General features: G+C 68.6%; 12 protein-coding genes. 8 read left to right on the plus strand and 4 right to left on the minus strand.

Translation table 11 applies throughout. The features are described 5' to 3' along the window. A partial coding sequence (locus SBI67_RS21910; protein WP_318982610.1) for a hypothetical protein occupies positions 1-581 on the plus strand: 581 nt, incomplete at its 5' end. A gap of 535 nt (positions 582-1,116) precedes the next feature. Here SBI67_RS21910 and SBI67_RS21915 read toward each other — a convergent pair. Together SBI67_RS21915 and SBI67_RS21920 are read right to left on the minus strand one after the other, a co-directional pair. Continuing rightward, the gene (locus SBI67_RS21915; RefSeq protein WP_318982611.1) at positions 1,117-2,334 is read right to left on the minus strand and encodes an SfnB family sulfur acquisition oxidoreductase; all 1,218 of its coding nucleotides are present in this window, start codon (positions 2,332-2,334) and stop codon (positions 1,117-1,119) included. Then, on the minus strand, positions 2,331-3,500 hold the full coding sequence (locus SBI67_RS21920) for an LLM class flavin-dependent oxidoreductase (RefSeq protein ID WP_318982612.1): 1,170 nt from the start codon (positions 3,498-3,500) through the stop codon (positions 2,331-2,333). Before SBI67_RS21920 ends, SBI67_RS21915 begins: the two co-directional genes overlap by 4 nt. A gap of 163 nt (positions 3,501-3,663) precedes the next feature. Here SBI67_RS21920 and SBI67_RS21925 point away from each other — a divergent pair, with 163 nt between their 5' ends. The 3 genes from SBI67_RS21925 to mutM are packed head-to-tail and all read left to right on the plus strand — an operon-like array spanning position 3,664 to position 5,763. Next, positions 3,664-4,221: a YceD family protein gene (locus SBI67_RS21925; protein ID WP_318982613.1), complete on the plus strand. Its 558-nt coding sequence runs from the start codon at positions 3,664-3,666 to the stop codon at positions 4,219-4,221. Next, a complete protein-coding gene (rnc, locus tag SBI67_RS21930; RefSeq protein ID WP_318982614.1) occupies positions 4,218-4,910 on the plus strand; it encodes a ribonuclease III in 693 nt (230 codons plus the stop codon). Before SBI67_RS21925 ends, rnc begins: the two co-directional genes overlap by 4 nt. Then, positions 4,903-5,763 (plus strand): bifunctional DNA-formamidopyrimidine glycosylase/DNA-(apurinic or apyrimidinic site) lyase, encoded by an 861-nt coding sequence (gene mutM, locus SBI67_RS21935; protein ID WP_318982615.1) that lies wholly within the window; start codon positions 4,903-4,905, stop codon positions 5,761-5,763. The genes rnc and mutM overlap by 8 nt, the downstream gene beginning before the upstream one ends. Here mutM and SBI67_RS21940 read toward each other — a convergent pair. Next, on the minus strand, positions 5,747-6,424 hold the full coding sequence (locus SBI67_RS21940; protein WP_318982616.1) for an Rv0361 family membrane protein: 678 nt from the start codon (positions 6,422-6,424) through the stop codon (positions 5,747-5,749). The two genes, mutM and SBI67_RS21940, sit on opposite strands and share 17 nt — an antisense overlap. A gap of 63 nt (positions 6,425-6,487) precedes the next feature. On the opposite strand from SBI67_RS21940, the gene SBI67_RS21945 reads away from it, so the two are divergent. From SBI67_RS21945 to smc, 3 genes are read left to right on the plus strand one after another with little or no spacing between them, the layout of a single operon-like run. Next, a complete protein-coding gene (locus SBI67_RS21945; protein WP_318982617.1) occupies positions 6,488-6,907 on the plus strand; it encodes an OsmC family protein in 420 nt (139 codons plus the stop codon). After that, on the plus strand, positions 6,891-7,175 hold the full coding sequence (locus tag SBI67_RS21950; protein WP_318982618.1) for an acylphosphatase: 285 nt from the start codon (positions 6,891-6,893) through the stop codon (positions 7,173-7,175). Before SBI67_RS21945 ends, SBI67_RS21950 begins: the two co-directional genes overlap by 17 nt. Before the next feature lie 26 nt (positions 7,176-7,201). After that, positions 7,202-10,783, plus strand: coding sequence for a chromosome segregation protein SMC (gene smc / locus SBI67_RS21955; protein WP_318982619.1), 3,582 nt, complete (start codon positions 7,202-7,204; stop codon positions 10,781-10,783). Here smc and fni read toward each other — a convergent pair. Beyond that, on the minus strand, positions 10,773-11,813 hold the full coding sequence (gene fni, locus SBI67_RS21960) for a type 2 isopentenyl-diphosphate Delta-isomerase (RefSeq protein ID WP_318982620.1): 1,041 nt from the start codon (positions 11,811-11,813) through the stop codon (positions 10,773-10,775). The two genes, smc and fni, sit on opposite strands and share 11 nt — an antisense overlap. Positions 11,814-11,838: 25 nt before the next feature. Between fni and ftsY the strand changes: the two genes are divergently transcribed. Then, positions 11,839-13,224: a signal recognition particle-docking protein FtsY gene (gene ftsY / locus SBI67_RS21965; RefSeq protein WP_318982621.1), complete on the plus strand. Its 1,386-nt coding sequence runs from the start codon at positions 11,839-11,841 to the stop codon at positions 13,222-13,224. Positions 13,225-13,324: the final 100 nt, after the last annotated feature.

The raw sequence follows: 13,324 nt of genomic DNA on the forward strand, positions 1-13,324 counted from the left end.
TCGAAGAATCACGCGATGACCTTCAATCACTCGGCTACGACACGCCGGTACCGCTGATCAGGTCCGACTCGTACACCACTCTGCTGGACGCAACCGTTGGTTTCGATCGTTCCACCGATCCGCAGTACTTGCCATCGGCTGACAATGATACGAATTACTCGTACAGGGACGCAGCTGTTTGGACTCTAGACGGTGACACGTGGACATCTACCTCCGACGGTCTCACGAGAACCCCTGGGGCGCAGCAGATTGGCGACATCACCTATTCGCATGGTCTTTGGCTGGCGGTGGGCGAGGATAATAGTGGTGACCCTCGTAATATGGATGGCTCGATTTGGAAGTCCTCCAATGGACGCAAGTGGGAGAAGGTGATTCTCGCTAAAATTTCTGGTGTCCCGGGATTTCAGGCAATGAAAGGCGTGATAGAAGACGGCGAGAGTTTGGTCATCGTGGGCACAGAGGTGCCTGTTCCCGATACGGATGTGCCAAATTCCCTGTATTCGGCAAGAAATGCGGTTTGGAAACTGAACTTTGAACCTAGGAGGGGAATTCGAGATGACTCATTCGCCTCGTTTGGGTGATCCGCAGGGTAGGGATAGTAAACGTATTGCGAATGCCAATTGAACGTTATTAGTTCAGTCTTGAAGGATGGCAAGGTATAGTTATGGATGTAATAGAAAAACTAAAATTGGCCAGCGTTCTGTTCGCTATGGCGTTGGCTTTCGCAAATAGTGAAGCGGTGTCCAAAGCAAGTGCCAGAACGGACTGCCCGAGTGATTTTCGCGACGGGACGGCACACGTTGTCCTAGACAACTCGAACATCGACTGTAGCGAGGGGGCGGCGCTGATTGATCGAGTCGTGCGCAGCCCAGCTTTCCGTGGAGGTGAACCAGTTGTCGAAATCGAAGGTTGGTCTTGTAACGTTTTCGGCCCCGCGATCGCTGCCCAGGTCGGATATTCGATCAGGTGCAATCAAGGGAGCAGTACGGTCGGGCTATCGCCCTCCTAGGATTCGACCGGAATGCGGCGAGTGATTTGAACGGGCTTGGGCGGACTTTTATCGTGCCTTTTGTCCACGCTGGCACGAGGAGCGCATTCCGCCCCGAGACGACGCGACTAAAGTTGGCCGTGCCGAGGCGGTGTGGTCCCCGACAGCGTGTAGCGACCGATGTGCTGCAGCTTCCACCGCGTCGGGTCGTGCAGCGTGTGGGTGCGGGCATCGCGCCAGTATCGCGACAGGTTCGCCGAGCCGGAGGCGCTGCGGGTACCGCCCAGTTCGAACAGTGCGCTCGAGGCCTCCAACGACGCCCGGGTGGCCGCCACCTTCGCGACCGCCACCGCGATCGACGCCTCGGCTGCGCTGTCCGCGTCCAGATGTGCGGTGGCGCGGTCCACGGCCCGGCCGGCCTCGGCGAGCAGAGCCAGCGCGCCGCGAACCGTCACGGTGAGATTCCCGGCGACCTGGATCAGCGTCGGATCGTCCACCGCCGCAGGTTGTTCGGCCTCGAAATGCGCCCGCGCCTGCGCAGCTTGCCGGACCCCCTCGGCCAGCGCGGCGGTGGCGATCCCGACGTCCAGGGCGGTGTGCAGCAACTGCGCCCTGGCGCCGTACACGGTGGGCTGGGCGAAGATCGGCGTGAACGGCACGACCTGGGCGGCCGGCACCGACACCTCGTCGAGTGTCACCGTGCCCGAGGCCGTGGTGCGCTGACCCATGCCGTCCCAGTCGTCCACGACGGTCAGGCCCGCAGTTCCCGCCTCCACGAAGGCCAAGGCTTTCGGCGTCGACGCGGTGAGCGGTTGCGCCGGATCCTGCGGGAGTGACGCCCGTACGATGACCCAATCGGCGAAAAGCGCTCCGGTGCAATAGTACTTGCGTCCCGACAACCGATAGCCACCGTCACCGGCGGGCAGCAGGACCGTGGTGTCGACGTCGATGCGGCCGGAGCGTTCGGATTGTGCATTGGCGAAAAGCGCTCCGTCGAGCACCTTCTCGTAGAAGAACGTCCGCTGTTGTGCGGTGCCCTGCAGCCGGACAGCCTCCAAGAAGGTGTAATGCGAGTGCGGGATCTGGGCCAACGAGGCGTCGGCGTGTGCGAGCAGGCGGAACACCTCGGCGATCACCGAGGCCGGCGCGTCGATGCCCCCGTGCTCGACGGGTACCGACAAGGCAAGCAGCCCAGCTTCTTTGAGTGCCCGCACCGGCTCGTGCGGCAGTTGGCGTTCGGCGTCACGCGCGGCGGCCCCGGCGGCGAACTCGTCGGCCAGCTCGGCCGCGACCGCCAGCGCCTGGTCGGCGTCGACGATGCGCGCCGCCGGTGCGAGCGACGTCACCGCGCCGAGCCCACGAACGGGATCGACACACTGGGCGCCTCATCTGCGCCTGCGTTAAACAGGCCGCGCTGCCGCAGGATCGGTACCACGCCCTCACCGAACCAGAACAGCTCTTCCAGGTGCGGGTACCCGGAGAAGATGAACTCGTCGATGCCGATCTCGGCGTATTCGGCGATCCGGTCGGCCACCTCGGTGTGACTACCGACCAGCGCGGTGCCGGCGCCGCCGCGCACCAGCCCCACCCCGGACCACAGATTCGGCGCGATCTCCAGGCTGCGGGCATCGCTCCAGGTGCCATCGGCGCGGTTGGCCTCGTGCAGCGCCAGCATGCGTTTCTGCCCCTCGGACTGGCTGCGGGCCAGCCCCTCCTGCGCCTTGCGTACGGTGTCCTCGTCGAGCGCGGCCACCAGCTTGTCGGCCTGCGCCCACGCCTCTTCGGAGGTGTCGCGCGAGATGGTGTGCAACCGGATCCCGAAACGCAGCTTGCGGCCCTGCTCGGCGCCCAGCGCGCGGATCCATTCGATCTTCTCGCGCACCGCGGCCGGCGGCTCACCCCAGGTGAGGTACACGTCCGAATGCCGCGCAGCCACCGGGCCGGCCGCCTTCGAGCTGCCGCCGAAGTACAACGGCGGCACCGGGTTCGGGGGTACGGCCAGGGCGGCTTCCTCGACGTCGACGTAGTCGCCCTTGTGGGTGACTGTTTCACCGGCCCACAGCCGGCGCACCACATCGAGGAACTCGTCGCAACGCGCATAGCGCGCGTCCTTGTCCAGATGGTCACCGAAGGCGCGCTGCTCGTGCGCCTCACCGCCGACGACCACGTTGAGCAGGATGCGGCCCGGCGCATGCCTGGCGAAGGTGGCGGCCATCTGGGCCGAGAGGGTGGGGCTGACCAGGCCGGGACGGAAGGCCACCAGGAACGCCAGCGAGGTGGTCTCCCTGGCCAGCAGCGCCGCGGTGATGAACGCGTCCTCACACCAGGCGCCGGTGGGGATCAGGGCGCCGGTGAAACCGAAGCGTTCGGCGCTGCGGACGATGGAGGCGAGATAGTCGATCGTGGCCTCGCGGTCACCGCTGGCGGCGCCGGCCGGTGTGCCGTGGCCACCGCCGACGATCAGGCGGCTATCGCCGTAGGTGGGCAGGAACCAGTGCAGCTTCACAGTCACGCGTCGAGTATCGGCGCCCGCGGCTCCGGAAAGCCCCGCGTCCTGCGGTCGCTGCCCGCCGCGACCGACCTCACCGGCCACGGGGCCACCTTCGAATAAAAATCTCGCTGATCGGGTTTGCGCCCCGGTCGGCGGTGATCGGGGCCGAAGTAGGATCGACGATATGGCCCGTTCGAACCCGCTCGTCATCGACATCTCGCGGTTGGGGCGCCGCCCCGGGTCGATGATCACGGTGCACGAGACCGTCCCGGCGCCGTCGCCCATCGGACTCGACCTCATCCGCATCGAGACGGACGCCCCGGTGGAGCTGGATCTGCAGATCCAATCGGTGTCCGAGGGCGCCCTGGTGACCGGCACCGTCTCGGCGTCCACCGCCGGTGAATGCGTGCGCTGCCTGGAGCCGATCACCGGAGACGTCAGCATCGACCTCACCGAGCTCTACGCCTATCCCGGCAGCGCCACCGAAGAGACCACCGAGGCCGACGAGATCGGCCGCGTGGTCGACGACGAGGTCGACCTCGAACAGCCGATCGTCGACGCGGTCGGGCTGGCGCTGCCGTTCGCCCCGCTCTGCCGACCGGATTGCCCCGGACTGTGCCCCGACTGTGGTGTTCCGCTCGCGTCGGCGGAGCCGGGACATCACCACGACAAGATCGATCCGCGGTGGGCGAAGCTGGCCGGCCTCAAGGAGGATCTGGGCGGGCCCGGAGCCAAGGCGTGACCGTCGACCGCGGCCCGTTACTCGCCGCGCTGGGTGTCCCGCTGTCCGACGATCTGCTGACGGTGGCGCTGACCCACCGCAGCTACTCCTACGAGAACGGTGGCCTGCCGACCAACGAGCGCCTGGAATTCTTGGGCGACGCGGTGCTCGGGTTGACCATCACCGAGGAGCTCTACCAGCGGCATCCGGACCGGGCCGAGGGCGATCTGGCCAAGCTGCGCGCCAGCATCGTCAATACCCAGGCACTGGCCGATGTCGGCCGCGGGCTCGGCGACCGGGGGCTGGGCGCGTACCTGCTGCTGGGCAAGGGCGAGGAGAGTTCAGGCGGCGCCGACAAGTCCAGCATTCTGGCCGACGGCGTCGAATCCCTCTTGGGCGCAATCTATATCGAGCACGGCAACGTGGTGGCTCGGGAGGTCATCCTGCGTTTGTTCAGCGAATTGCTGGACACCGCACCGACGTTGGGCGCCGGGCTGGACTGGAAGAGCAGCCTGCAGGAACTCACCGTCGCCCGCGGCTTGGGCGCCCCGTCGTATGCCGTCACCTCTGAGGGCCCCGATCACGACAAGGAGTTCACCGCTATCGTCCTGGTCGCCGGTACGGAGTACGGCAGGGGTGTGGGGCGCACCAAGAAGGAAGCGGAGCTGAAGGCCGCGGCGGCGGCCTGGAATGCACTCAAGAATGCCTGAACTCCCCGAAGTCGAGGTGGTGCGGCGCGGCCTGGACGCACATATCGTCGGGCGCCGCATCGCCGAGATCCAGGTGCTGCATCCGCGGGCGACCCGACGGCACGAGCTCGGTCAGGCTGATCTGGAGGCGCGGCTGCGCGGCAGCCGCATCATCGGCACCGGACGGCGCGGCAAGTACCTGTGGCTGACGCTGGACAGCGGCGACGCGGTGGTGGTGCACCTCGGAATGAGCGGGCAGATGCTGCTCGGGCCGGTACCGAATCCCGGTCACCTGCGGATCGCGGCGATCCTCGACGACGGCACCGCGTTGAGCTTCGTCGATCAGCGCACGTTCGGCGGCTGGATGGTCACCGAGATGGCCGGTGAGGTTCCGCTGCCGGTGGCACATATCGCGCGCGACCCGCTGGATCCGGCCTTCGACCGTGACGGCGTGGTGACGGTGTTGCGGCGCAAGCACTCTGAGATCAAACGGCAGTTGCTGGATCAGACCGTGGTGTCCGGGATCGGCAATATCTACGCCGACGAGGCACTGTGGCGGGCCCGCGTGCACGGCGGCCGGCTGGCCTCGGGCTTGGCGCGCAAGCAGTTGGCCGACGTGCTGGATGCGGCCGCCGAGGTGATGACGGCGGCCCTGGCCCAGGGCGGTACTTCTTTCGACTCTCTCTACGTCAACGTCAACGGCGAATCCGGGTACTTCGACCGCTCGTTGGACGCCTACGGCCGGGTGGATCTTCCGTGCCGGCGCTGCGGCGCGGTGATGCGGCGGGAGAAGTTCATGAATCGCTCGTCGTTCTACTGCCCCAAATGTCAGCCGCCGCCGCGGGCGCGGCGGTCGGCTACTGCCGCTTGTTGAACTCGGCGGCAGCGGACATGCAGACCTTCCACTGCCCGGATTCCTTGCGGAAATAGGCGGTGTCGAAGGGACCTCCGGCGTTCATGTGCGCCGATGCCACGTCGCCCTTGACCTTGATGTCGGTGGCGGTCACCTCGGTTTTGGGGGCACTGCTGGGAATCTCGATGCCCTGCAGGATCTCGCCGAGCTGACCGAGCGCGCCGAACATCCCGGCTTCGGCCTTGCAGAAGTACTGCGCCAGATCGGTGAACTTCCCGGAGCTGCCGGCCGCGTTGAAATCCTGGACCAGTTGCTTGATCTCGCGTTCGTCCTTGGACGCCTGTGCCGGCCCGCCCGAACGCAGCAACAGCACGCCGCCGACCACCAGGACGGCGACCAACAGGACCGCCGCGATGCCGCCGCCGATCAGCCAGCCGCGGTTGCGGGTGGGTGGAGGCGGGGTCGGGTAGGGGTACGGGTAGGGATAGCCGCCCTGCGGCGGGACGATGTAGCCGCCCTGCGGCGGGACGTTGTAGCCGTACGGCGGGTAGGCCGGGTACGGCACGGCGGCCGGCGGCTGCTGCGGGTCCCACGGGCCGGGCGGGCCGTAGGGATCCGGCTGCGGTCCAGGCTGGGAGGGCGGGTAGTACGTCACGGTGTTCTGCTCCTGGAGGTGTTGCACTTCACCCTAACGCGGGGTCGGGCCGGCAGCGCGGAGCCGCACGTAGGGAGTAGGAATGAGGTCATGACAGAACTGTGGGTCGAGCGCACCGGGGTGCGCCGCTACACCGGTCGCAGCTCGCGGGGCGCCGAGGTACTGGTCGGATCGGAAGACGTCGACGGTGTGTTCACCCCCGGCGAGCTGTTGAAGATCGCGCTGGCCGCGTGCAGCGGGATGAGCAGCGACCAGCCGCTGCGCCGCCGGCTCGGCGACGACTACGCCGCCACCATCCGGGTGTCCGGTCCCGCCGACCGGGAGCAGGAGCGCTACCCGCTGTTGGAGGAGAAGCTGGAGGTGGACCTCTCGGGGCTGTCCGAGGACGAGGTGAAGCGGCTGCTGGTCGTGGTCGAGCGGGCCATCGACCAGGTGTGCACGGTGGGCCGCACCCTGAAATCGGGCACCGAGGTGAAGTTCGAGATCGACACCCATGAGCGCCGATCCTGATGTCCGCCTGAACGCCTGGGTGCACGGCCACGTGCAGGGCGTCGGTTTCCGGTGGTGGACCCGGTCCCGGGCCCTTGAGCTGGGCCTGACCGGTTTCGCGTCCAACCGCCCCGACGGCCGGGTGTACGTGGTCGCGCAGGGCCCGCGGGCCGCCTGCGAACGACTGCTGGAACTGCTGCGCGGCGGTGGCACGCCGGGCAGCGTGGACACCGTGGTGGCGGACTGGGCCGACGCGGGCGAGCAGATCCCGGGCTTCACCGAGCGTTAACGCGCGCGACGGTAGGGTTACCCGTCATGCATTTGAAGAGTCTCACGCTGAAGGGCTTCAAGTCCTTCGCCGCGGCGACGACTCTGCGCTTCGAACCGGGCATCACCTGCGTCGTCGGGCCGAACGGCTCGGGCAAATCCAACGTCGTCGACGCCCTGACCTGGGTGATGGGGGAGCAGGGCGCCAAGACGCTGCGCGGCGGCAAGATGGAGGACGTCATCTTCGCCGGCACGTCCTCGCGGGCTCCGCTGGGCCGCGCCGAGGTCACGCTGACCATCGACAACTCCGACAACGCGCTGCCCATCGAATACTCCGAGGTATCCATCACCCGACGGATGTTCCGTGACGGTGCCGGCGAATACGAGATCAACGGCAGCAGTTGCCGTTTGATGGATGTGCAGGAGCTGCTCAGCGACTCCGGCATCGGCCGCGAGATGCACGTCATCGTGGGGCAGGGCAAACTCTCGGAGATCCTGGAGTCTCGCCCCGAGGACCGTCGTGCCTTCATCGAGGAGGCCGCCGGGGTGCTCAAGCACCGCAAGCGCAAAGAGAAGGCGGTCCGCAAGCTCGACTCGATGCAGGCCAACCTGGCCCGGCTCACCGATCTCACCACCGAGCTGCGCCGCCAGCTCAAGCCGCTGGGCCGCCAAGCCGAGATGGCGCGCCGCGCCCAGACCATCCAGGCCGACCTGCGCGACGCGCGGCTGCGGCTGGCCGCCGACGACCTGGTGACCCGGCAAACCGAGTTCAACGACACCAACCAGGCCGAGACCACCCTGCGCCGCGAACACGACGAGGTGAGCACCCGGCTGGAGGCTGCGACGCTGGAGCTGAGCGCCCACGAGTCGGCGGTCGCCGAGTTGTCCCAGCGTGCCGAGGCCGCCCAGCAGACGTGGTTCCGGTTGTCCGCGCTCGCCGAGCGGGTCAGCGCCACGGTGCGCATCGCGACCGAGCGCACCCAACTGCTGGACTCGGCACCAGAACCGACGCCCGGCCGGGACCCCGACGCGCTGGAGGCCGAGGCCGACCTGGTGGCCGAGGAGGAACGCCAGCTGCTGGAGGAGTTGGAGGAGTCGCGCTACGCGCTGGAGGCGGCGCGTGCCGAGCTGGCCGAACGGGAGCGGGTCGCCGCCGAGGCCGAACGGGCGCAGCGGGCCGCCGCCCGTGCCGAGGCCGACCGCCGGGAAGGCCTGGCCCGGTTGTCCGGACAGGTCGACACCATGCGTACCCGCGTCGAATCGACCGACGACGGCATCGCTCGGCTGACCGCCCGGATCGAGGAGGCGGCGGCGCGGGTCGAGCACGCCCAGGCCGAATTCGAACTGGTACAGGCCAAGGTGGGTGAACTCGACGAGGGCGAGGTCGGCCTCGACGATCAGCACGACCGGTCGGTGGCCGCATTGCGGCTGGCCGACGAACGGGTCGCCGAATTACAGGCCGCCGAGCGCAGCGCCGAACGCCAAGTGGTGTCGCTGCAGGCCCGCATCGACGCGCTGTCGGTGGGTCTGGAACGCAAGGACGGCGCCGCGTGGTTGGCCGAGAACCATGGTGGTACTGGCCTTTTCGGATCCATCGCCAAGCTCGTGCGGGTCCGCGAGGGGTTCGAGGTGGCGGTCGCCACCGTGCTCGGGTCGGCCGCCGACGCGCTGGCCGCCGAGAACCCGGGCGCCGCTCGTGCCGCGGTGGCCGCGCTGAAGGAGGCCGACGGCGGCCGGGCCGCGATCGTGCTGGGTGACTGGCCGGTGACCGCGCGGCCCCATTCCGGCGCACTCGACCACGACGGGCGCTGGGCGTTGGATCTGGTCGAGGTCCCCGACCGGCTGCGCGGCGCGATCACCGCGCTGCTGGCCGACGTGGTAGTGCTCGACGACCTGTCGCACGCCTTGGATTTCGTTGCCGCACAACCACATCTGCGTGCGGTCACCGTCGACGGTGACCTGGTGGGCGCCGGCTGGGTGAGCGGCGGTTCGGACCGCAAGGTGTCGACGCTGGAGATCGCGTCGGAGATCGAGAAGGCCCGCGCCGAGCTGACCGCCGTCGAGCGGCAGAGCGCCGAGCTGACGGCCGCGCTGGCCGGTGCCATGCAGGAGCAGCGGGCCCGCCAGGACGCAGCCGAGCAGGCGTTGGCCGCGCTCAACGAGTCCGACGCCGCCATCTCCGCGATCTACGAGCAGCTCGGCCGGCTCGGACAGGAAGCCCGCAATGCCGATGCGGAGTGGCAGCGCCTGATCAAACAGCGTGACGAACTGGAAGCCGGCCGCACCGCGGCCGTCGAGGAGCTCACCGAGCTGGAGACCCGGCTGCACAACGCGCAGCAGGAGCCGATGTTCGAGGTCGAGCACGTCGATCGGGAGGAGACCACCGTCGCCGCCGACGCGGCGCGCGCCACCGAGGTGGAGGCCCGCCTCGCCGTGCGTACCGCCGAGGAACGGGCGAATGCCGTTCGGGGCCGGGCAGATTCGTTGCGCCGGGCGGCTGCCGCCGAACGGGAGACGCGAGCCAGGGCGCTGCGGGCGCGGGAGGCCCGCGAGTACGCCGCCACCGTCGCGGCTGCGGTGGCCGAATCCGGCCGGCTGGTCGCCGCCCGGCTGGGCGCCACGGTGACCGCGGCATCCCGCATCCGCGACGAACTGGCCACCGAACGCCGGCTGCGCGCCGAGGCGCTGAGCCGCGCGCGCACCGAGGTCACCGAACTGAGCGCCAGGATCACGGCGCTCACCGATTCGCTGCACCGCGACGAGGTGGCCAAAGCCCAAGCGGCCCTTCGCATCGAACAGCTGGAACAGCAAGCCCTCGAGCAGTTCGGTCTGGCCGCCGCCGATCTGATCGCCGAGTACGGCCCGCACATCCCGCTGCCGCCGACGGAGCTGGAACTGGCCGAATATGAGCAGGCCAAGGAGCGCGGTGAGCAGGTGACCGCCCCGGCGCCCATGCCGTTCGACCGGCCCACGCAGGAACGCCGCGCGAAGAAGGCCGAGCGGGAACTCGCCGAGCTGGGCCGGGTCAATCCGCTGGCGCTGGAGGAGTTCGCCGCGCTGGAGGAGCGCTACAACTTCCTGTCCACCCAGCTCGAAGACGTCAAGGCGGCCCGCAAGGACCTGATGGATGTCATCGAGGAGGTGGACGCGCGCATCCTGACGGTGTTCGCCGAGGCCTACGCCGACGTGGAACGCGAGTTCACTCAGGTGTTCGCGTCGCTGTTCCCCGGCGGTGAGGGCCGGCTGTTGCTGACCAACCCGGAGGACATGCTCACCACCGGCATCGAGGTGGAGGCCCGGCCGCCGGGCAAGAAGGTCAAACGCCTCTCGCTGCTGTCCGGTGGCGAGAAATCGCTCACCGCGGTGGCCATGCTGGTGGCCATCTTCCGGGCCCGGCCGTCACCGTTCTACATCATGGACGAGGTCGAGGCGGCACTCGACGATGTGAACCTGCGGCGGCTGCTGGGCCTCTTCGAGCAGCTGCGGGAGCGTTCGCAGCTGATCGTCATCACGCATCAGAAGCCGACGATGGAGATCGCCGACGCGCTGTACGGCGTGACGATGCAGGGCGACGGCATCACCCAGGTGATCTCCCAGCGGATGCGTGGCGAGCAACTGGTCACCCAGTAGCGCCGACGCCGATCTCGCGCAGGCCGGCCAGGTCGGCGGCGCCGCAGCCGTGCAGGCAGATGCGCAGCTCGGCGATGAAGCGTTGCAGCCAATCTTGCACGGCGGCAGCCGATTCGATCGCCGGAACCAGCAGCGGCCGGGCAACGGCCACCACATCGGCGCCCAGTGCGATCGCCTTGGCTGCGTCCATACCGCTGCGGATACCGCCCGAGGCCACCAGCGGCGTGCCCGGCAACGTGCGCCGTACCTCGACCAGCGCCTGGGCGGTCGGGATGCCCCACTCGGCCAGCTCGGGGTCGTTGATGCGGCCGTAGCGCACGAATTGTTCCACCCGGGCCCACGAGGTGCCGCCGGCGCCGGCCACGTCGACGGCCGCGATCGGCACGTCGGTCAGCTGCGCGGCCGCGGCCGCTCCGATACCGTGGCCCACCTCCTTGAGCAGCACCGGGTAACCGATGGCCGCGGTCAGCTCGCGGAGCCGGTCCACCGACCCGGTGAAATCGGTGTCGCCGCCGCGCTGCATCGCTTCCTGCAACGGATTGGTATGCACCGCAACGGCATTGGCGCCCACCTGACCCAGCGCGGCGCGCAGGTCGGGCACCATGTCGGGCCCCAGCTGGGCCAACCCGATATTGCCGACGAGTAGCACGTCCGGTGCGACCTCTCGAACCCGGAAGGTGCTGTCGGCGTCGCCGAGCATGACCCGCTGAGAGCCGAGCATCATGCCGATGCCCAGCGCCTGGGCGGCGCTGGCCAGGTTGCGGTTGATGGTGCCGGACAGTTCCGAACCACCGGTCATCGACCCGATCAGTACCGGTGCCCGCAAACCGACCCCGAGGAAATCGGTACTCAGGTCGATCTCGCCGAGGTTGGTCTGGGTGAGGGCGTTGTAGGGCAGCCGGTAGCGCTCCAGACCGGTGCGCACGGTCTGATACTCCACCGGCTCGGACAGGCAGACGTCGATATGGCGGCGTTTGCGCACTTGGATGGCATCGGCGGGGCTGGCCGAGAAGCCGGGGCCGATCGTCATCGGGCCGCCCTGAGACAATGGCGGCGTGTCAGATGCCTTATGGATCGCACTTGCGGTCATCGCCGTTCTGGTCGTCGCTGCGCTGGTTGTCGGGCTGGTGCGCTACCGGCGCCGGCAGATCAGCCTATCCAAGCAGGACACCCCCACCGGAATCGATCGTTCAGGCGGCTACACCGCGGCGTCGGGCATCACGTTCGCGGAATCGACGAAAGCGCCCGAGCGGGCCCCCACCCCTGAGCCCTCCTCTGAGCCCACCTCGACGGGTACCGGGGCGCCTGGGGTCGGTGACGACGCCGCGGTACCGCGTGACGCGCCCAAACGCACCATCGCCAACGTGCAGCTGCCGGAGCCGCCGGCCGAGGTGGCCGAGCCCCAGCCGGCAACTGGGCCCCAACCGGCACCTGAGCCGAAGCCGGTGCAGGCCGCCCCCGAGCCGAAGCCGGCCCAACCCGAGCCCGAACCGGCGCCCGCTCCGGTGGTCGAGGAGATCGCGCCCAGTGAAGGCCGCATGGAGCGGCTGCGCGGCCGGCTGGCCAAATCGCAGAACACCCTGGGTCGCGGCATGCTGGGCCTGCTCGGCGGCGGCGACCTCGACGAAGAGTCGTGGGAGGAGATCGAGGACACCCTGCTGATCGCCGACCTCGGTCCGGTGGTCACCCAGTCCGTGGTCGCGGCGCTGCGCGAGAAGATGGCCAGCGCCGGGGTGCGCACCGAAGCCGATGCCCGTGCCGTGCTCAAAGAGGTGCTGGTGGCCGAGCTGCACCCGGAGTTGGACCGCACGATCAAGGCGCTGCCGCACGCCGACAAGCCATCGGTGCTGCTGGTCGTCGGCGTCAACGGCACCGGCAAGACCACCACGGTGGGCAAACTGGCCCGTGTGCTGGTCGCCGACGGCCGTCGGGTGGTGCTGGGTGCGGCCGACACCTTCCGGGCCGCCGCGGCCGACCAGCTGCAGGCGTGGGCGTCGCGGGTGGGTGCCGAGGTGGTCCGCGGGCCGGAGGGAGCCGATCCGGCGTCGGTGGCCTTCGACGCCGTGGACAAGGGTGTGGCGACCGGCGCCGACGTGGTGGTGGTCGACACCGCAGGGCGGCTGCACACCAAGACCGGTTTGATGGACGAGCTCGGCAAGGTCAAACGGGTGGTGGAAAAGCGCGCCAAGGTCGACGAAGTACTGCTGGTGCTGGACGCCACCATCGGCCAGAACAGCCTGCCGCAGGCCAAGGTTTTCGCCGAGGTGGTCGATATCACCGGGGTGGTGCTGACCAAGCTCGACGGAACCGCCAAGGGCGGCATCGTCTTCCGCGTGCAGCAGGAGCTGGGTGTCCCGGTGAAGCTGGTCGGCCTCGGCGAGGGGCCCGACGACCTGGCCCCGTTCGAGCCGGCCGCGTTCGTCGACGCACTGCTCGTCTAGACCCCAACCTTCCGGACCCGCCAAGGGCAAACACGCAGCGTGTAACACCGGTGAAACGAAACGGGCCGATCCGTTCACGCGCACGAAACGCAGGCGCGTC

It is taken from the genome of Mycolicibacterium chengduense, from assembly GCF_033741155.1.
GTDB lineage: Bacteria > Actinomycetota > Actinomycetes > Mycobacteriales > Mycobacteriaceae > Mycobacterium.